The following is a 16,456-nucleotide window of genomic DNA, read 5'->3' as shown; positions in this document are numbered from 1 at the left end:
GCTCGTGACCCAACAACCCTTCGATGAAGACGCGTATTGTCAAGGAAGGCTCAGTCGCGGACGGTGACGGCCACGGTAGCTATGCCGCTCGACGGCGCAACCTAGCTTGCCGCCCGCCCGCGCTGGGCCGCCTCTCACGGCGCACACGAAAGCCTGCCGCACAACGGCGCCTGATCAGCCTGCCGAACCAACGACGGCCCAGCCCTCCACACGAACGCATGTCCATCGACCTCCCACAGCCCGGTCCAAAAACGTCCCGGGCCGATCACACACGTCCAGCATCAAACTTGACACATGGCGCGAAAGCTAGTGCGCTGTTACCTGGGTTGGATCAGGCGGTCTTCCGATTGCGGGTGATGAGACCCCAGATGAGCAGCACGATGATCGCACCGGCGATCGCGAGCAGCCAGCTGGTGAGGTCGAAGAAACCACCGCTGAGGTCGACGCCGAAGATGAGGCCGCCGAGCCAGCCGCCGAGCAGCGCTCCGATAACGCCGAGAAGCAGCGTCATGAACCAACCACCGCCCTGCCTACCGGGGAGGATCAGCTTTGCGATGGCCCCGGCGATCAAGCCGAGGAGGAGGAAGCCGAAGAAACCCATGGACTTTTCCCTTCTGTCTGCACCCACGATCGGATGTCGTTAATCCAGCCAACCATGAAAAGGCTGGCTAGAAGGGAGAGCTTATAGAGTTCGCACATATTCTTTGTAGACATTCGTCGGCATTGCGCAAATCAGAGATTCTAGGGTGAAAACTATGACAGCCCGCATCCTCACCGTCCGCGATCTCGCACAGATCGCAATCTTCGCCGCCCTGATCGCCGCGCTCGGCCTGCCTGGCGCCGTCGCAATCGGCGCCGTGGCCGTGCCGATCACGTTCCAGACCCTCGGTGTGATGCTCGCTGGAGCGATTCTCGGAGCCCGCAAGGGCTTCTTCGCCGTTCTGCTGTTCCTGGCTCTCACGGCCGCCGGCCTCCCTCTCTTCTCCGGTGGGCGGGGCGGACTGGTCTGGTTCACGACGTCGCCTGCAGCCGGGTATCCATACGGGTGGCTGCTCGGTGTGCTGGTGATCGGATTCCTCACCTCACTGTTGTTGCCGAAGTACCGATTCTGGCCGGCACTCGGCGCAACAATCCTGGGTGGAATCGTTGCCATCTATCTGATCGGCATCCCGGTGACCGCCATCAACCTCGGTGTTCCGCTGTGGGTGGCCGCGGCCGACAGCCTCAAGTTTCTCCCTGGTGACCTGATCAAGGTGGTCGTGACTGTGCTGGTTGCCCGGCAGGTGCACAAGGCGTACCCCGGCCTGATCCCTGTTCGCGCCGGCAGGCGAGTACAGGCCGGTGCCCTGACGCGTTCGACACCGTCTGATTCAACACCGTCGCATTCGGCGCCATGAGCAGGATCGTCTTCGACGGAGTTTCCCACTCGTTCGGGGAACGGCGGGTGCTGGCCGACGTCGACCTGGTGCTGAGCGAGCGGCGCATCGGCATCATCGGCGCCAACGGTTCGGGCAAATCTACCCTGGCGCGAATGATCAACGGCCTGGTCGCACCCGACACCGGGCGTGTCACCGTCGACGACGCTGATGTTGCCAGGAAGGCGAAGGAGATTCGGCGGAAGGTCGGGTTCATCTTCACGAACCCCGACAACCAGATCGTCATGCCGACGGTTCAGGAGGATGTTGCATTCTCACTGCGCCGGCGCGGCCTGGCGCCGGCCGAGATCGCCCTGCGTACGGCGGCGGCGCTGGAGCGGTTCGGCCTGGCGGCGCACGCAGAGCACCCTGCACACCGGTTGTCCGGTGGCCAGAAGCAATTGCTGGCGCTGGCGGCGGTGCTCGTCGGGGAACCGCAGATCATCGTGGCCGATGAGCCGACGACTCTGCTCGACGCGCGTAATGCCCGCGAGATCGCCGGGCTGTTTCGGGAGATGACGCAGCAGGTCATTGTGGTCACCCACCAGCTCGAGTTACTCGAGGACTTCGACCGGGTCATCGTGATCGATGAGGGCCGGGTTGTCGCCGATGACGCTCCGAGTGTCGCACTGGATGCCTACCGGGGACTGCTGGCGTGATCGGGTTCTATTTCGCCGGGACATCCGTCGTCCATCGCGCGCCGGCGATTCTCAAACTGCTGCTGCTCTCGATCGGAGTGGTCGGGGTCGGCCTGGCCAGGGAGCCCTGGCAACTCGGCGCTGCGGCATTGGCGGTTGCTGCCTTGTTCGTGATCGCTCGGGTGCCGGTCGGCGCGGTATGGCAACAGGTAGCGCCTATCCTGTGGCTTCTGCTCATCGCGGTGCCGCTGCAGGCGCTGCTGGCGGGCTGGATCGTCGCGGCGATGATGACGGGGCGGCTACTGGTTGCCGTTGCACTGGCCGCACTCTTCACGCTCACCACGACGGTGACGGCGGTACTGGAAGCGTTTCGCCTCATCCTCCGTCCGTTCGAACGCTGGATCGATGGCGATCGGGTCGGCCTGCTCGTCGCGCTGACCATCCGCTGCATCCCCCTGGTCGCCGAGATCGTGAAAGACGTTCTCGATGCCCGCAGGGCGCGTGGGGCCCAAGGCAGCTTGCTGGCACTGGCTGTGCCGGTGGTGGTGCGCTCCCTCTATGCGGCCGACGCGATCGGCGAGTCGCTGGTCGCCCGCGGTCTCGACGACTGACCCTCTGCGTTCCTGCTGCCGGCACGAAGTCCTGATCCACACCGCGCAGTCCTGATCCACAGCGTGCAGTCCTGATCTATCGGACGCACGATACGGGTCACTAGTGTGTACTTCATGACCAGCCGACTCGCGCCATTTGCGCTCCGCACCCTCGTGATTGCCTCTGCGGCACTGCTGCTCGGCGGGTGCGCAGCCACCGGCGCTCCCGGTGCCGAGTCCGCCGTCGGGGTGTGGGAGGCAGACGCCGCGTCGCACGGCGCTTACCTCGAACTTGCTGAAGACGGCACGCTCAGCGGGACCGACGGGTGCAACCGACTGATGGGCGAGTGGGATCAGAACGGTGCGACCGTCAGTTTCGGCCCCATCGCGTCGACGATGATGGCCTGCGAAGGCGTTGAAACCTGGCTCGGAGGGGCGATCTCCGCATCCGTCGATGGAAAGATCATGACCGTGCTTGATGATTCCGGGCAGTCGATAGGCACCCTCATCGCGCAATAGCAACCAGAAAGCGGTCAGGAACTGACCGCTTTGGTCATTAGCCTGATGGCGAAACTCACAACCAAGCCGTGAATAGGCAAGTAGTGAACGAGAAGGGACCACGCACCATGGACATGAAGATCGAGCTCGTCGCCATCCCCGTCACCGACGTCGACCGGGCCAAAGCGTTCTACGTTGACCAGGTCGGTTTCAACGCCGACCACGACTTCCAGGTCAACGAGACCCTGCGCTTCGTGCAACTCACTCCCCCGGGGTCGGCCTGCTCGATCGTGCTCGGCACGGGAGTCACCGAGATGCCGCCCGGGTCCCAAAAAGGCGTGCAGATGGTCATCGCCGACGCAGACGCCGCTCGCGCTGAGCTCATCGGCCGCGGGGTGGAAGCCAGCGATGTCGACGTTCAGGACTGGGGCCGCTTCGTCTACTTCTCCGACCCAGACGGCAACACCTGGGCCCTGCAGCAGATGGTGCCGCAGGGCTGACGTCGCCGCAGGCATCCGTTCTCGCCAATACGCGCACGAGTGCGGCCAAATCGTCGTACTGATTCGCTCGAACCGACGATTCGACTGCACTCGTGAGCGCTACCGGGACGCGCTCGCCGCGGGACGACGCCTGGTTGCGAACAGGAGACCCCCGCCGAGCAGCAGGATGCCGCCCATCGCGAGCCAGCCCGTGGCTTCCGTGCCGGTCGCCGCCAGCGTCGGCTTGGCGGGAACAACGGTGTCGGCCGGCACGACGTCAGGAACCGTTGCGGGGAACGCAGCACGGACGGCAGCGGTTACCTGGCCCTCCAGGAACGCCACTCCGGCCTCATTCGGGTGCAGGGCACCGAGCTTCAGCGAGATCTGAGACGTTGAGATGGGGTCGGCCGGGATGAACTCCTCGATCGTCACTCCATTGATGAATGGATCCGCATCTCCGGCACACGGGGTGTGATCCACCGTTTGCGCGATGGTGGGAAGGTAGGTCGCTCCGACGATCGCGGCCTGATCACCTATCACCTTGTCGAGCGCGGATTCGATCGAGTGGAGGTACGGCACGTCGATGTCGGTGAATGGGTACGCGTTCTCGGGGAACGGCGGCTGGCCGGTGCCGATTGCGGACGTAAAGCATCCGCCCTCAGGAATGTTCGCCTCATTCGGCGCGACGGCCGGGTAGCCGATGACGAAGATCTTGGCGTTCGGCGCCTTCGCGTGAATATCGGCGTAAGCCGCGCCGATCGCCGCGGTCACCGGGTCAGCGAGGCGGTTGAGGAGGATGTCTACTCCGGGGGCCGGGTTGTAAAACGCCTTGCAGCTGTCCAAGCCGGTGAGGGTGGGGCCGGTCGCACTCAGCGCCGCGCACGACTGCGCGACGGCGGCGAACCCGAGATCGTTGCCGCCGATAGTCACGGTCACGATGTCGGTTGACGCGCTCAGCGCTTCGGACTGTATCGGAGCGACTCCGAGGCCGGTGTTCTGCGGCAGGTCGATGATGTTGGCTGTCACGGCACCGCTGCAGGTCGCGTCGGTGAGGGCGAGCCCCAGTTCTGCGGCGACCAGGTGCGGATAATTCGCATCTGCCTGGAAGCAGCCTGCCGCGGGGACGTCGCTGTACGGCGTCAAGCCGAAGCCGGCGGAATACGAGTCGCCGAGGGCTACGTATTCGAGGCCGGCGAGGTGTGCGTCAGCTGGCGTCACGGGTGTGATGACGTCTGCCGCGGCGCTCGCTGTGCCGGCAGAGAGGAACATGCCGAGGACCGTGATGCCTCCCCATAACACCGTGGATTTCCGATTACGTGACTTCGGCTTCAGCCGAGGTGCTGCGTATTCTTCGGTTCCTGGCGTGCGGGGCTCGCTCATGTGACTCTCTTCTTCGGGATGGATGCCGAAGAAATAAAACCACAGGATGACTGCCGGCTACCGTAATCACCCCCGCACTGGGGCCGTCGGATATGGGGCTCCGATTCACAACGACATTCACCCACGGGGGCCAGAGTCGGTCGACTCTGGCCCCCGTGTGAACTGCCCTGCGACTAACTGATCAGTGACTAGCTAATCAGTGACTAGCTGGTCAGCCCGTCGACGTAGTCCTGGTTCTCGGTGATCCACTTCTCCACGATGGGCATGTAGTCGTCTGAGCTCGCGTCACCGTTGAACATGACGTTCTCCAGCGAGAACAGCAGTTCGGAGTCCATCTTGAATCCCTCGATCCACTCGGTCAGTGCCGGGTAGTCCTTCGTGAACGTGGTGGTGCCGATGGTGTGAATCGATTCGGCCGCGCCCAGGGTTCCCTTCGGGTCTTCCAGGTCCTTGATCGGGAACTCGTCATAGGCCCAGTGCGGACGCCACAGGGTGACCACGATGTTCTCACCGGCATCCGTCGCCGCCTTCAACTCGGACAGCATCGCGGGAGTCGACGACGTCAGATACTCCATCTTCTCTAGCCCGTAGCCCGGAATCACCTCGTTCTCGGTGGCCTCTGTGAGGCCCGCGCCGGGTTCGATGCCAACGATTCGATTGCCGAATTCATCCGCGTGGGCGGCCAATTCCTCCAGCGAGTCAATCGGGGCGTCGGCGTTCACAGCGATCGTGTTCGCCGCCTCGGTGTTCCAGACGCCGAGGTCGACGAGGTCGTCTCCGTACTTCTCCATGTAGGTCTTGTGGGTGATCGGCAGCCACGTGTCCATGACCATGTCGTAGTCACCAGCGCTGATGCCGGTGTATGTCGGTGCTGCGTCGGCATACTCGAGTGTGACGTCATAGCCCTTCTCATCGAGAATGGACTTCCAGAGGTACGAGACCGCTTCCCCTTCCGGCCAGCCGTTGAACACGGCGATCGTCAGGTCTTTCTTATCGCCGTTCGCTGGGCCGTCCGAGCTTTCGCCCGATCCGCCCGCTGCGCAGGCCGTGAGCCCGAGGGTTGCCATCGCTCCGAGGGCGAGTCCGGTGAGTAAACGCTTCTTCATTGGTTCCTTTCGTACCCGGCACTCTGAGCCGGGTGATTGGGGTGCCTCCGCCACGCGAGGTGCCGGCAGCATGACGAAGGCCTGTGCCGGATCGGCACAGGCCTTCGTTCGATTGAACGGCGAGACGGTTAGCTGGTCAGGCCGTCGACGTAGTCCTGGTTCTCGGTGATCCACTTCTCCACGATGGGCGTGTAGTCCTTCGTGTCCTCGTTGCCGTTGAACATGGCGTTCTCCAGCGAGTAAAGGAGGTCGGAGTCGAGCTTGAACGCCTCGACCCACTTCGTCAGACCAGGGAAGTCCTTCTCGAAGGCGCTGCTGCCGATCGAGTGGATCGACTCTGCGGTGCCGAGCGTGCCCTTCGGGTCTTCGAGGTCCTTGAGCGGGAACTCGTCGTAGGCCCAGTGCGGACGCCACAGCGTGACGGCGATGTTCTCGCCGGCATCCGTTGCCGCCTTCAGCTCAGAGAGCATTGCGGGCGTCGACGAGGTGAGGAACTCCATCTTGTCGAGTCCATAGCCGGGGATGACGGCATTCTCGGTGGCCTCGGTCAGGCCAGCGCCCGGCTCGATGCCGACCAGGCGATTGTCGAATTTGTCAGCGTTCGCCGCAAGTTCTTCGAGCGAATCGATCGGGGCATCTTCGTTCACCGCGATGGTAAGCGAAGCCTCGTCGTTCCAGGCACCGAGGTCGACGAGGTCGTCGCCGTACTTCTCCATGTAGGTCTGGTGCGTGGTCGGCAGCCAGCCGTCGAAGGCCACGTCGTAGTCTCCGGTGCTGAGTCCGGCGAAGACCGGCCCTGCGTCGGCGTACTCGAGTTCGACGTTGTAGCCCTTCTCCTCGAGCACGGACTTCCAGAGGTAGGAGGCGGCTTCACCCTCAGGCCAGCCGTTGAACACGGCGACGGTGAGGTCTTTCTTGTCGCCGTTCTTTGGACCGTCCGAGCTTTCACCAGACCCGCTTGCGCAGGCGGTGAGCCCGAGCGCTGCGATGGCACCGATCGCAAGACCGGTCATGAGACGCTTCTTCATATCGTTCCTTTCGGCCCGGCGCTGTGAGCCGGGTGATTGGTGTTTGTCAGCCACGGTGGGTGCTGCCCTGGAAGGCAGGTGCCCCAACGGATGGCATGGTGTCGACTGACTCTGAGTCGGTCGAACCTGGGTCGGTCGACACGGAGTCGGCCGAGGTCTGGGATGGACGGGCCCGCCGCTTGCGGCGTACGCCGAGGGATGCCGTGAGGCGGTCGAGCAGAATAGCCAGGATCACGACGGCGAGGCCGGCTTCGAGCCCGAGCCCGAAGTCGATGCGGCTGAGGGCCTGCACGATCACGCCTCCGAGTCCGCCGGCGCCGACCATACCGGCGATGACGACCATCGAGAGTGACAGCATGATCACCTGGTTGACACCGGCCATAATGGTCGGCGCGGCCAGGGGTAGCTGAATCTGGCGCAGGATGCGACGGGGCGACGCTCCGAAGGCGTAGCCGGCTTCGACCACTTCCTTGTCCACACCGCGGATGCCAAGTTCGGTCAGGCGCACGCCCGGTGCCATCGAGAAGATGATCGTTGCCACGATGCCGGGCACGATGCCGATGCGGAAGAGGATCAGCGCCGGAATCAGGTAGACGAACGCTGGGAGCGTCTGCATGAAGTCGAGGATCGGCTTCATGATGTTCGACGCCGTCCTGGACCTGGCACCGAGGATACCGAGCGGAATGCTGAGGGCAATCGCGATCAGGGCAGAGACAAGCACGAGCGCGAGGGTGTCCATCGCGGTCTCCCACTGGTCGACACCCACGATCACGAACAATCCGACGGCCGTCCCTACCGCGAACAGCCAGCCGCGAGCCCAGAACCCGAGTGCGGTGATGAGCACGATGATCACCCAGAACGGCGGCGTCACCAGCACCCAGTCGACGCCCTCGTAGAAGCCGCCGAAGACCGCACGGATCACGTCGAACACCGGGCTGAAGAACTCGGTGATGAACTCGACGAAAGCTTCGCCCCATTCACCGATGGGAATTCGGAAGTCGTTCATCGTGCACCTCCTTCACTCGAACCGACCAGGTCGTCTTCGGCACCCGCCGTCGCTCGCAGGGTCTCTGTGATGATCTCCATCGAGATCGTTGCCGGTGGCTCGACAACCGCCACTTCGCCGGTGTTCGATGACACGTTCCCCAGCGCGGCCAGCAGCGTCACCCGCGGGATGACTCCGAGCAGTCGCTGCTTGTCGTCGAGCACTGCAACGGGAAGTTCACTCTCGACAGAGAGCTCGAACAGGTCGGTGAGGTGCGCATCGCCGTCGACCGTGGCCACTTCCGTGCGCACAGCGGCCGTCAGGTCTCTCTCGCCGGCCTTCACCTGGCGCATCACGTCTTTATCCCGAACGACACCGACGAGCTTGCGGCCGTTGCCGACGACGAATGCTGCCGACGTCTGCAGGTCGCGCATCACCCGGAGGGCAGCGCGAGGTCCGGCCGACGCGGAGACGACGGACTTCGCAGGCTCCATGACGCCGGAGGCGGTGAGCACGCGTGCGCGGTCGACATCCTGAACGAACTGGGCGACGTAGTCGTTGGCTGGATCGGTGAGGATGTCGTCGGGCGTTCCCACCTGCACGATGCGGCCGTCTCGCATGACCGCGATACGGTCTCCGAGGAACATGGCTTCGTTGAGGTCGTGGGTGATGAAGATGATGGTCTTGCCGAGCTCGGCCTGCAACTCGACGAGCTGTTCCTGCATCTCTCGCCGGATCAGCGGGTCGAGGGCGGAGAACGCCTCGTCCATGAGCAGGATGTCTGTGTCTGAGGCGAGGGCTCTCGCGAGGCCGACGCGCTGCTGCATTCCGCCGGAGAGCTGGCTGGGGAACTTGTCTTCCCAGCCGGAGAGGCCAACGCGCTCGACGACCGCCATTGCCCGCTCGCGACGCTCGTCGAGACTGAAGCCCTGCACCTCAAGCCCGTATGCAGCGTTGTCGAGCACAGTGCGGTGGGGCAGAAGTGCGAAGTGCTGGAACACCATCGAGACGTTGCGACGGCGAACCTCGCGCAGTTGCTTGGGGGGAATGCCGGTGATCTGGGTGCCGCCGACGGTCACGGTTCCGCTGGTCGCTTCGAGCAGGCCGTTAAGCATGCGGATCAGGGTCGACTTTCCGGAGCCGGACAGGCCCATGACCACAAAGATCTCGCCTTGCTTCACTTCAAAGGAGGCGTCGATGACAGCGGCTGTGCCCAGGTTCGCGACGTCGGCCCTGCTTGCCCCCGAGGCCAGTTTTCTGACCATCTCGTTCGGTCGTCGACCGAACGCCTTGTACAGCTGATGCGCCTTGACGGCGATCGATTCACTCACGTGTTCTCCGGTGCTCACCGGCGCAATCGTCTTCAGAACGATGGTCGGGTGCTCGCGTTTGACGGACGGGTAGGCTGCGACCGCACTCAGCGCCGGTATGGCGTGGGCTGGAAGCGATCATGGGATCGCCTCCGTCAGAGCCTCACCGTACGCACTCGCAGTCCTGTAAGGGAGGGTATCTACGGGTTGCGCGTCCTGGTGAAGAGTCCTAAGACCGTCAACAACCGTATCAGGAGGCTCGTCTCCGATGTCCGCTGTCACTCGGTCAGGAGCACGCGTCTCCGGCCAGACTCCGCCACGATCGCCGTCCTGACGGCGATCGGGGTTGTTGCCACTTCGTTATCTTGCCGTGTTTGCGCTCGGGGCGAACGGGGGTGTCACGTCGGTATCGAGGCGGCGATACCAGCATTTGGGCAAGAAAAAGGCCCGACATCTTCTCGATGTCGGGCCAAATGGTGCACCCCCGGGGACTTGAACCCGGAACCCACTGATTAAGAGTCAGTTGCTCTGCCAATTGAGCTAGAGGTGCATATCGTGTCGTCACTAGGCTGAGGACCCCGCCGTTACGGATGGATGTCGCTCTGCGCCGTCAAGTTTACCCTGGTCTGGTTCCGCCTGTTGCTTGGTAGTTCCCGTTGCTTTGTGGAGAGTTTCTGGCGAGCGGGTCAAATTCGGCGCTCACCCTGCAGTACGTTGCCGCCGGAGATCGTTCATTGAGTCGTCAGCGACCCGGCACCGGTTCGCTGTCGAACTCCCCGGTCCAGACCGCGGCCGCGCCGGTGTCGCCGATGCGCACGACCGTCGCAACCGAACCGACCGCGGCGACGACTGCTACCAGCATGATCGCGATCGCTATTGCCGGTCGGCGCGGGCGCCCCGGCTTTCGGTCACGCCGATACCAGACCCATTGCAGCACGGCAATGACGAACAGCGCGATGACCCACGGGAGAAGGGATGTGCCGATCGCCTCGTGGGCCTCGACGAGTGGGGTCTGTTCCACCCTGACGACGAGCCACTGCCCGGCCTGGGAGGTGAACGGAACCGCCACGAGAGCGACCAGGGCGAGGATCGGCGTGAAGACGCCGAGCCTGCGCCGCGCCGCCGGCCACACTGCGGCCAACACCACGCAGGCAGCTGCTGCCGGAACGACGACAACCGTGAAATGCACCAGCAGGGAGTGCCACGGAAGTCCGGCAACGACCCAGTCCATCAGGCTGCCACTACGGCATCGTCGAGGGGGGAGGCAACCAACCCGGCCAGCGCCCCGTGAACGGACCACGCATCCGGACCCGCCGCAGCAACGTAGCGGTCCGGGCGGACCAGCATGACGCGGCGGTCCTGGGGCACCCTGACTGGTGCGATGAGCGAGTCATCCGAAACGAAGACCACCGGCAGCCCGCTCCAGCAGGCATCCTCGCGCTCTCGCCGATCAGGCAGAGCGCCTCCCCAGACCACCCAGGTGAAGTCGGTGGGGTTCAGCCGTTCGTGGAGCCTTCCTCCCGAGACGAATTCCGGATTGACCAGGCGCCTGCCGACGCCCCTTCGTGCCTCCCCGCGGGTGACGGGGTAGGCCAGTTCCAGCATCCCGACTGCTCGCCCCAGCTTGTTGTGGATCCGCGGCCGCGCCAACACTCGCGGAGCCAGCATGCCGAGCACCCTGCGCGCCACACTCGCGCGCGCGGTGATCACCCGGGTCACCTTTGCGACGCCGTGGACCATCGGAAGGGCCGTGCCCCGTCGTTCCCTCTCGTAACTGGCCACCAGCTCTTCGGCGGCGGATGCGCTCAGTTGCCTGGCGAGCGCCAGCTTCCAGATCAGGTTGTGGGCGTCCTGCACGCCGGTATTGAGGCCTTGGCCTCCCACAGGGCTGTGAACGTGCGCTGCATCCCCGGCAAGGAAGACCCGCCCGTTCCGGAACCGGTCGGCGACGCCGTGGCTGAGATTGAACTGGGATGTCCAGGAGACATCGTGGCTGCCGAACTCGAGGCCGGTACGCTGGCGGATCACGTCGTCCAGGTGCGTCGCGTCGATAGCCGACGCGGGCACGTCCAGAGGTGTCGGCATGTGGGCGATCAGGCGCCAACGACCGGTCTCCGGCATGGGGACGATAATGAGCAGGCCCTGCGGCGCCAGGTGAAGGTAGCCTTCGTCCTCGGTCAGGTCGAGGGTCGTCTTGACGTCTGCCAGCAGGAAAGCGGCCCCGGCTCCGGTGCGCTCCAGCCGGATACCGGCCTGCGTGCGCACTGTGCTCTGACCGCCGTCGCAGCCGATAGACCCACCGCGCCCTGATGGTTTCGGCGGCACCCGCCTCGCTCAGGGTCGCTTCGACGTGGCTGCCGCGATCCTTGAGTCCCAGCAGTGTCGTTGACCACTCCACCGCCCCGCCGAGACGCTCGACGTTTGCCTCCAGCACCCGTTCCGTGGAATGTTGTGGCAGCGACAGCCAATACGGATACGCTGTGTCCCCCCACTGAAGGCCGAGGAGATCCACACGGGTCACCCGGTGGCCCGCCGAGCGAGCGTTCAGCGCCGCAAAGGGAATGCCTTCCGCAAGGATGTTGTCGACGATGCCCATCGTTTCGAAAACCTCGAGGGTGCGGGCGTGCACGACGAGAGCCTTGGAGAAGGCCCCGCGAATTGCCTTGCGGTCGACGATACGCACACTGAGGCCATGCCGAAGCGCCTCCGCGGCGGCGGTCAACCCCGTCGGCCCTGCACCGACGACTAGTACGTCGACGTCATGCTGTGGTTCGTGATCGTTGATGTCTCGTGATGTCATACTCCGATACTATAAAAATGTGACATGAATGTCTCAGATTAAGGGGGATGCACAGCGTTACGGTCGTGCGGCGCTAAGGGCGTCCCAGGCTCTCGAGGTGACTCAGTGCAGCCTTGAGGCGGGTGTCAGCCTCTGCGGCGACCTCGCGCACTACCGGGTTACCACTCAGCTGCACCATTGTCTGGGGGTCAATGGTCTGCACTACGGTGTGCTCCGCGTCCGGGTCCTGGCGGACCACAACGTTGCAGGGCAACAGCAGCCCCATGTCCGGCTCCGCGGTAAGTGCACGCTGGGCCAGCGCCGGGTTGCAGGCACCGAGGATGACATAGTCACCGAGTTTCGCCCCACTGTCAGGCCCGAGCTTGGACTCGAACGTCGCCCGCACATTGATCTCGGAGAGCACGCCGAAGCCCTGTGATGCGAGGGCTTCCTTGGTCTTCTCCACTGCTTCGTCGTAGGTCATTGCCACCGTTATGGTGTGTCCGTAGCTCACTTCGATCTCCTGTCTGACATCGTGCCGTTTAGCTCATTATACCCCCGGGGGTATGGTGCCGCGAATAGCTAGGTCCTCGTCGTCGCGGTTCACGACTCCGAACGCGAGAAGGTCGAACACCTCTGCGGCGGCCTCCTTGTTCCGCGCTCCTCCGTTAGATCGCACGGAGGCTGCGAGCAGCGCGGTGAGCGCCGCGACCAGCCACTGCGGTGACAGTTCGGGCCGGATGAGGCCGTCATCCTGCCCCCGCAGGATGACGCTATGCACGGCAGAGAATGCTTCGGCGCGATCCCGCACGAAGGAGGGATCCTGCTCAGCACCATTTGCGAGGAGCGGCCAGAACCGATCCCCCAGCGCCGTGATCGCCGAGATGACGCGGTGGAGGGAGTCAATGGCGCTTCCTTCTTCCAGTCCTGAGCCGGCAATCGCCTCGCGGGCGGATGCCAGGGCGTCCGCGCGCAGTGCGCCGAGCAGCTTTTCGCGGCTGCCGAAATGCCGGTACAAGGTGGCTCGGGTCAGCCCGGCGGCCGCAGCCACGTCGGCCATGGACGCCTCGGGATTCTCCGCGAGCGCGCTGGCGGCAGCGTCAAGGAGCATCCGGTGGTTACGGCTGACGTCCGTTCGGGTGGACTGCAAAGATGTCACCTGGTGCACCCATCGTCGAAAGCGAAAGCATGCGCTCGGCATCGGCGCAGACCCGTTCACGATCAGGGTACCCGTGGCAAGCTCGGTAGTGGACCATCGCCTACAAGACGCTCGTAGCCGTCACTGGTCGACTCGAACGCACCGAATGGCTGGTCGGTTCCCACCGGCGAGGAGGTGGAATACCGCACCGCCTCCGGCACGCAGGGTCTAACGGCCCTACTCGACTGCCACGCCCTGTCCTAACGTTGGCGCACAGAGTTGGTTGAAGCACAGAGTTCAATGAAGGGTCGCTCATGTACAACCGCATCGTGGTGCCGGTGGATGGTTCAACGTTCTCCGAGGAAGTCATTCCCTACGCCCTCGGAATAGCCACGACAACGGGCGCAAAGTTGACGCTGTTACGCGTCATCGAGAAGGACGCGAATAAGGCGAAAGTGGAGAAATATGTGCAGGCTCTGGCCGCCCGATTCGGCGTCGAAGGCCGTTCGGTCAGCAGCCGCGGCAACGTCGCCGAGGACATCCTTGATGAAGTCAAACGTATCCCTGGCACGCTCGTCACGATCAACTCCCACGGACGCGGCGACCGTCTCAACGCCTTGTTGGGAAGCGTCGCTCGCGATGTCGTGCGCGCCGGTCACGTCCCGGTGCTCGTCTATCGGCCAAGTGGCGACGCGGACGAGCAGCATGATCCGGTCCAGATCACCACGGTGCTGCTTCCGTTAGGCGGCACCAGGCTCTCGGAAACCATAGAGGCAGAGGCAGCTGGCTGGGCTCGCTCTCTCAAGGCGACCCTGATGGTGGTGCAGGTCCTTCCGGCCAACGCGAGAATGGATCCGCTGCTCGCATCCTCCGACATATTGGAGGATTCATACGTGCGGGGGCACGCGCGCGATCAGGAACGAGAGTACGGAATCCGGGTGGATTGGGAGGTGCTGCGCGGTGACCCGGTCGCGTCTATCGCCCGCTACCTTGAGGGCCGGCGGGACGTGCTGGTGGTCATGGCGACGCGCGGTCAACCCACTCTTCAGGCAGCTGTGCTTGGCAGTGTCACTTCTGGGTTGCTGCAGCGCGCCGGCGTGCCGATCATTGTCCAAGCCCCGGTGAAGGCCAAGCAGCAGGTCTCGGTATAGACGGCGCCTGGATCCCGCGGCAATTGCCTGTCAGTCGGGCAGATCTACCTGCTCGACAATCCGCTGCTGCGGAAGCCGCTGACTGTCGATGGCATCAAGCCGCGACGGCTCTGACACTGGGCACCATGCCAGGCGGTCAGCGGGTTGTGATGGGAAGTCCGGTGGCGGCCGCCGCGTCCTCGACCGATCCGAGGTTGGTGACGTCGCTGATGCCGGCCTGCTCCATCAGTGCGGCGGCCTGACCCGCCCGGTTTCCAGAGCGGCAGTAGACCAGGTATTCGACGTCGGGGTCAAGGGTGGGGAGAGCGTTCGCGAGGTCTCCGCTGTTGAGGTCGAGCAGCAGCGACCCCTCCAGGTGCCCCGTCGCATATTCCTCTGACGAGCGAACGTCGATCACAATCGTGTCTTCGGCAACGGACACAGTCGGCGCGGTGGCAGGCGTTAATGAGGGAGCGCAGGCAACGAGTCCTAGCAGGATCGTGATGGCCGAGATCGAAGCAATGGCTGTACGGAGCATGGGGTGGTTTCCTTTCACCGGGTTGATGGGGTCGCGCTTGAGGATGTCGAGAGGTGAGTGTGTGCCGGATCAGTGCCGCAGCTGTCTCCCGGGCAGTACCGGGGTGCGGTCTTGTCGAACAGCGACTGGAGGGTGCAGCCGACGCAGATGCCGAACGCGGTCTCGATGAACAGCAGCAGTAAGCAAAGGCCGCAGAGTACCAGGGTGATCCAGAAGGGAGCCGCCAAGAGGCCCATGCCCGCGCAGGAGACCAGTGCCAGGCCGAAGCCCAGCCACCAGGCGTACTCCTTCTGCCTGGCACCGACCCATTCGGGCGATTGCCTGCCGACGATGAGCCGCCCGAGTGCGAGGCTGGGCGACCAGCGGTCGCCCAGGCTGATACGCAACATCATGTCGATCATGAAGAGGATGCCGAACGGTTGGAGTGCCTTCGGGGAACCGGCGGAGATGGCGAACCCGTAGGCGATGATCCCACCGAGGAAGAGGAGGCCGGCCGCAGCGCGTACCGCGCGTTCATTGATCACCGGGATCTCGTAGCCGGACACGATCGTTCCGAGTCTGGGTGGGTGCAGGGGTCGGTCATCCATCGGGGTCTTCTTTCTCAGGGTGAGGCGGGTCACATGTCAAGACGGAGCGAAGCGAGCAACGGCGGTACCTCCTGGACGAGCACGAACATGCCCATCGCGAGGACGAAATACCCGAACCCCTTACGGAGGGAACGCTCGGGGACCATCCCCGCAAGTTTGGTTCCGACGAAGGAGCCGGCAACTGCCGCGGCGGTGAAACCAATCACGATCGGCCAGTCCAGTTGCACGGAGAAGAGATAACCGCTGAGACCGGCGAACGACTTCATCGCGATGACCAGCAGCGAAGTGCCCACGGCCACCGCCATGGGCAGACCACCGAGAAGGTTGAGCGCGGGAACGATGAGGAACCCGCCGCCGGCGCCGACGAGCCCGGTCGCGAGACCAACGAGGAAACCGTCGAGGATGATCCGCACCAAGGGCGGCGACCGGTGCTCGCCTTCGGGGGTCGACGCTTGCTTCCGACCGCGGATCATCGCTGTTGCGGTGGCGACCATCATCGCGGCGAAGAGCACCATGAGCACTCCACCGGGAATGAGACCTCCAACCAGGCCGCCTCCGAAGGCTCCGACCATGCCGGCGACACCGAAGATCAGGCCCATCTTCCACCGAACGCGGCGTGCTTTGGCGTGGGAGAGCACGCTCACCACGCTTGTCACGCCGACGATGAACAGCGAAGACGCTATTGCGGCACGCGGCTCCATACCGAGTACATAGCTGAGAATCGGGACGGTGAGGATTGATCCGCCCCCGCCGAGAAGCCCGAGAGAGACTCCAACGAGCACGGCCAGCAACAGCGTGATGACCAGGGTCAACTCCACAGCGGCTCGACTCGTCGGCGACGGGGTGGGTCGGGGC

19 protein-coding genes, 1 tRNA gene and 1 pseudogene are annotated in these 16,456 nt (G+C 64.1%); 6 read left to right on the top strand and 15 right to left on the bottom strand.

The window, feature by feature from the left end; genetic code table 11:
• Nucleotides 1–331 precede the first annotated feature (331 nt).
• Nucleotides 332–601: a GlsB/YeaQ/YmgE family stress response membrane protein gene (locus K323_RS0116265; protein WP_022886325.1), complete on the bottom strand. Its 270-nt coding sequence runs from the start codon at nucleotides 599–601 to the stop codon at nucleotides 332–334.
• A gap of 154 nt (nucleotides 602–755) precedes the next feature.
• Here K323_RS0116265 and K323_RS26720 point away from each other — a divergent pair, with 154 nt between their 5' ends.
• The 5 genes from K323_RS26720 to K323_RS0116240 all read left to right on the top strand — a co-directional run bounded on the left by K323_RS26720 (nucleotide 756) and on the right by K323_RS0116240 (nucleotide 3,641).
• Nucleotides 756–1,397, top strand: a complete 642-nt coding sequence (locus K323_RS26720) for a biotin transporter BioY (protein ID WP_022886324.1) — start codon at nucleotides 756–758, stop codon at nucleotides 1,395–1,397.
• On the top strand, nucleotides 1,394–2,074 hold the full coding sequence (locus K323_RS0116255) for an energy-coupling factor ABC transporter ATP-binding protein (RefSeq protein WP_022886323.1): 681 nt from the start codon (nucleotides 1,394–1,396) through the stop codon (nucleotides 2,072–2,074). The genes K323_RS26720 and K323_RS0116255 overlap by 4 nt, the downstream gene beginning before the upstream one ends.
• Nucleotides 2,071–2,664, top strand: coding sequence for a CbiQ family ECF transporter T component (locus tag K323_RS0116250; protein WP_022886322.1), 594 nt, complete (start codon nucleotides 2,071–2,073; stop codon nucleotides 2,662–2,664). Before K323_RS0116255 ends, K323_RS0116250 begins: the two co-directional genes overlap by 4 nt.
• A gap of 114 nt (nucleotides 2,665–2,778) precedes the next feature.
• A complete protein-coding gene (locus tag K323_RS0116245; protein WP_033373409.1) occupies nucleotides 2,779–3,162 on the top strand; it encodes an META domain-containing protein in 384 nt (127 codons plus the stop codon).
• A 107-nt stretch (nucleotides 3,163–3,269) separates the two neighbouring features.
• Nucleotides 3,270–3,641, top strand: coding sequence for a glyoxalase superfamily protein (locus K323_RS0116240; protein WP_022886320.1), 372 nt, complete (start codon nucleotides 3,270–3,272; stop codon nucleotides 3,639–3,641).
• Between the two features lie 99 nt (nucleotides 3,642–3,740).
• Here K323_RS0116240 and K323_RS26715 read toward each other — a convergent pair whose 3' ends face one another.
• From K323_RS26715 to K323_RS0116185, 11 genes and pseudogenes are all read right to left on the bottom strand, one after another.
• Entirely contained in the window at nucleotides 3,741–5,000 is a 1,260-nt protein-coding gene (locus K323_RS26715) for an SGNH/GDSL hydrolase family protein (protein ID WP_022886319.1), read from the bottom strand.
• Between the two features lie 203 nt (nucleotides 5,001–5,203).
• Nucleotides 5,204–6,106, bottom strand: coding sequence for a glycine betaine ABC transporter substrate-binding protein (locus K323_RS0116230; RefSeq protein WP_022886318.1), 903 nt, complete (start codon nucleotides 6,104–6,106; stop codon nucleotides 5,204–5,206).
• Between the two features lie 128 nt (nucleotides 6,107–6,234).
• Nucleotides 6,235–7,134, bottom strand: a complete 900-nt coding sequence (locus tag K323_RS0116225; protein WP_026851748.1) for a glycine betaine ABC transporter substrate-binding protein — start codon at nucleotides 7,132–7,134, stop codon at nucleotides 6,235–6,237.
• 46 nt (nucleotides 7,135–7,180) lie between these two features.
• The gene (locus K323_RS26710) at nucleotides 7,181–8,140 is read right to left on the bottom strand and encodes an ABC transporter permease (protein WP_051147398.1); all 960 of its coding nucleotides are present in this window, start codon (nucleotides 8,138–8,140) and stop codon (nucleotides 7,181–7,183) included.
• Nucleotides 8,137–9,450, bottom strand: coding sequence for a quaternary amine ABC transporter ATP-binding protein (locus K323_RS26705; RefSeq protein WP_245571009.1), 1,314 nt, complete (start codon nucleotides 9,448–9,450; stop codon nucleotides 8,137–8,139). The genes K323_RS26710 and K323_RS26705 overlap by 4 nt, the downstream gene beginning before the upstream one ends.
• Before the next feature lie 453 nt (nucleotides 9,451–9,903).
• A tRNA-Lys gene (locus tag K323_RS0116210) sits at nucleotides 9,904–9,979 on the bottom strand.
• A gap of 192 nt (nucleotides 9,980–10,171) precedes the next feature.
• A complete protein-coding gene (locus K323_RS0116205; RefSeq protein ID WP_022886316.1) occupies nucleotides 10,172–10,660 on the bottom strand; it encodes a DUF2231 domain-containing protein in 489 nt (162 codons plus the stop codon).
• The gene (locus K323_RS0116200) at nucleotides 10,660–11,754 is read right to left on the bottom strand and encodes an FAD-dependent monooxygenase (protein ID WP_084697395.1); all 1,095 of its coding nucleotides are present in this window, start codon (nucleotides 11,752–11,754) and stop codon (nucleotides 10,660–10,662) included. Before K323_RS0116200 ends, K323_RS0116205 begins: the two co-directional genes overlap by 1 nt.
• Nucleotides 11,735–12,229: pseudogene (locus tag K323_RS30905) on the bottom strand (FAD-dependent monooxygenase); the annotation flags it as partial. The pseudogene K323_RS30905 and the gene K323_RS0116200, both read right to left, overlap by 20 nt.
• 73 nt (nucleotides 12,230–12,302) lie before the next feature.
• Complete coding sequence (locus K323_RS0116190; RefSeq protein ID WP_022886313.1) at nucleotides 12,303–12,722, bottom strand: DUF302 domain-containing protein; 420 nt, start codon at nucleotides 12,720–12,722, stop codon at nucleotides 12,303–12,305.
• A 36-nt stretch (nucleotides 12,723–12,758) separates the two neighbouring features.
• Nucleotides 12,759–13,367 carry a TetR/AcrR family transcriptional regulator gene (locus tag K323_RS0116185; RefSeq protein ID WP_169515672.1) on the bottom strand — a complete coding sequence of 203 codons (609 nt, stop codon included), beginning with the start codon at nucleotides 13,365–13,367 and terminating at the stop codon, nucleotides 12,759–12,761.
• A gap of 293 nt (nucleotides 13,368–13,660) precedes the next feature.
• Here K323_RS0116185 and K323_RS0116180 point away from each other — a divergent pair, with 293 nt between their 5' ends.
• Nucleotides 13,661–14,497 carry a universal stress protein gene (locus K323_RS0116180; protein ID WP_022886311.1) on the top strand — a complete coding sequence of 279 codons (837 nt, stop codon included), beginning with the start codon at nucleotides 13,661–13,663 and terminating at the stop codon, nucleotides 14,495–14,497.
• Nucleotides 14,498–14,633: 136 nt separating this feature from the next.
• On the opposite strand, the gene K323_RS0116175 is transcribed toward K323_RS0116180, so the two are convergent.
• Genes K323_RS0116175 through K323_RS0116165 form a run of 3 tightly spaced genes read right to left on the bottom strand, consistent with a single transcriptional unit; the run spans nucleotide 14,634 to nucleotide 16,419 of the window.
• Nucleotides 14,634–15,014, bottom strand: a complete 381-nt coding sequence (locus tag K323_RS0116175; RefSeq protein WP_022886310.1) for a rhodanese-like domain-containing protein — start codon at nucleotides 15,012–15,014, stop codon at nucleotides 14,634–14,636.
• Between the two features lie 14 nt (nucleotides 15,015–15,028).
• The gene (locus tag K323_RS26700; RefSeq protein ID WP_022886309.1) at nucleotides 15,029–15,601 is read right to left on the bottom strand and encodes a DUF4395 domain-containing protein; all 573 of its coding nucleotides are present in this window, start codon (nucleotides 15,599–15,601) and stop codon (nucleotides 15,029–15,031) included.
• Between the two features lie 29 nt (nucleotides 15,602–15,630).
• Nucleotides 15,631–16,419: a sulfite exporter TauE/SafE family protein gene (locus K323_RS0116165; protein ID WP_022886308.1), complete on the bottom strand. Its 789-nt coding sequence runs from the start codon at nucleotides 16,417–16,419 to the stop codon at nucleotides 15,631–15,633.
• Between the last annotated feature and the right edge of the window lie 37 nt (nucleotides 16,420–16,456).

The organism is Glaciibacter superstes DSM 21135 (assembly GCF_000421145.1).
Lineage (GTDB): Bacteria > Actinomycetota > Actinomycetes > Actinomycetales > Microbacteriaceae > Cryobacterium > Cryobacterium superstes.
The sequence above is the reverse complement of the archived record's forward strand: the minus strand, read 5'-3'. Positions and strand labels throughout refer to the sequence as shown.

Coding starts and splice junctions, on each gene's coding strand:
- K323_RS0116240 (WP_022886320.1), top strand. CDS start 3,270: ATGGACATGAAGATCGAGCTCGTCGCCATCCCCGTCACCGACGTCGAC.
- K323_RS26700 (WP_022886309.1), bottom strand. CDS start 15,601: ATGGATGACCGACCCCTGCACCCACCCAGACTCGGAACGATCGTGTCC.
- K323_RS0116205 (WP_022886316.1), bottom strand. CDS start 10,660: ATGGACTGGGTCGTTGCCGGACTTCCGTGGCACTCCCTGCTGGTGCAT.
- K323_RS26715 (WP_022886319.1), bottom strand. CDS start 5,000: ATGAGCGAGCCCCGCACGCCAGGAACCGAAGAATACGCAGCACCTCGG.
- K323_RS26710 (WP_051147398.1), bottom strand. CDS start 8,140: ATGAACGACTTCCGAATTCCCATCGGTGAATGGGGCGAAGCTTTCGTC.
- K323_RS26720 (WP_022886324.1), top strand. CDS start 756: ATGACAGCCCGCATCCTCACCGTCCGCGATCTCGCACAGATCGCAATC.
- K323_RS0116180 (WP_022886311.1), top strand. CDS start 13,661: ATGTACAACCGCATCGTGGTGCCGGTGGATGGTTCAACGTTCTCCGAG.
- K323_RS0116230 (WP_022886318.1), bottom strand. CDS start 6,106: ATGAAGAAGCGTTTACTCACCGGACTCGCCCTCGGAGCGATGGCAACC.
- K323_RS0116175 (WP_022886310.1), bottom strand. CDS start 15,014: ATGCTCCGTACAGCCATTGCTTCGATCTCGGCCATCACGATCCTGCTA.
- K323_RS0116245 (WP_033373409.1), top strand. CDS start 2,779: ATGACCAGCCGACTCGCGCCATTTGCGCTCCGCACCCTCGTGATTGCC.
- K323_RS0116265 (WP_022886325.1), bottom strand. CDS start 601: ATGGGTTTCTTCGGCTTCCTCCTCCTCGGCTTGATCGCCGGGGCCATC.
- K323_RS0116225 (WP_026851748.1), bottom strand. CDS start 7,134: ATGAAGAAGCGTCTCATGACCGGTCTTGCGATCGGTGCCATCGCAGCG.
- K323_RS0116255 (WP_022886323.1), top strand. CDS start 1,394: ATGAGCAGGATCGTCTTCGACGGAGTTTCCCACTCGTTCGGGGAACGG.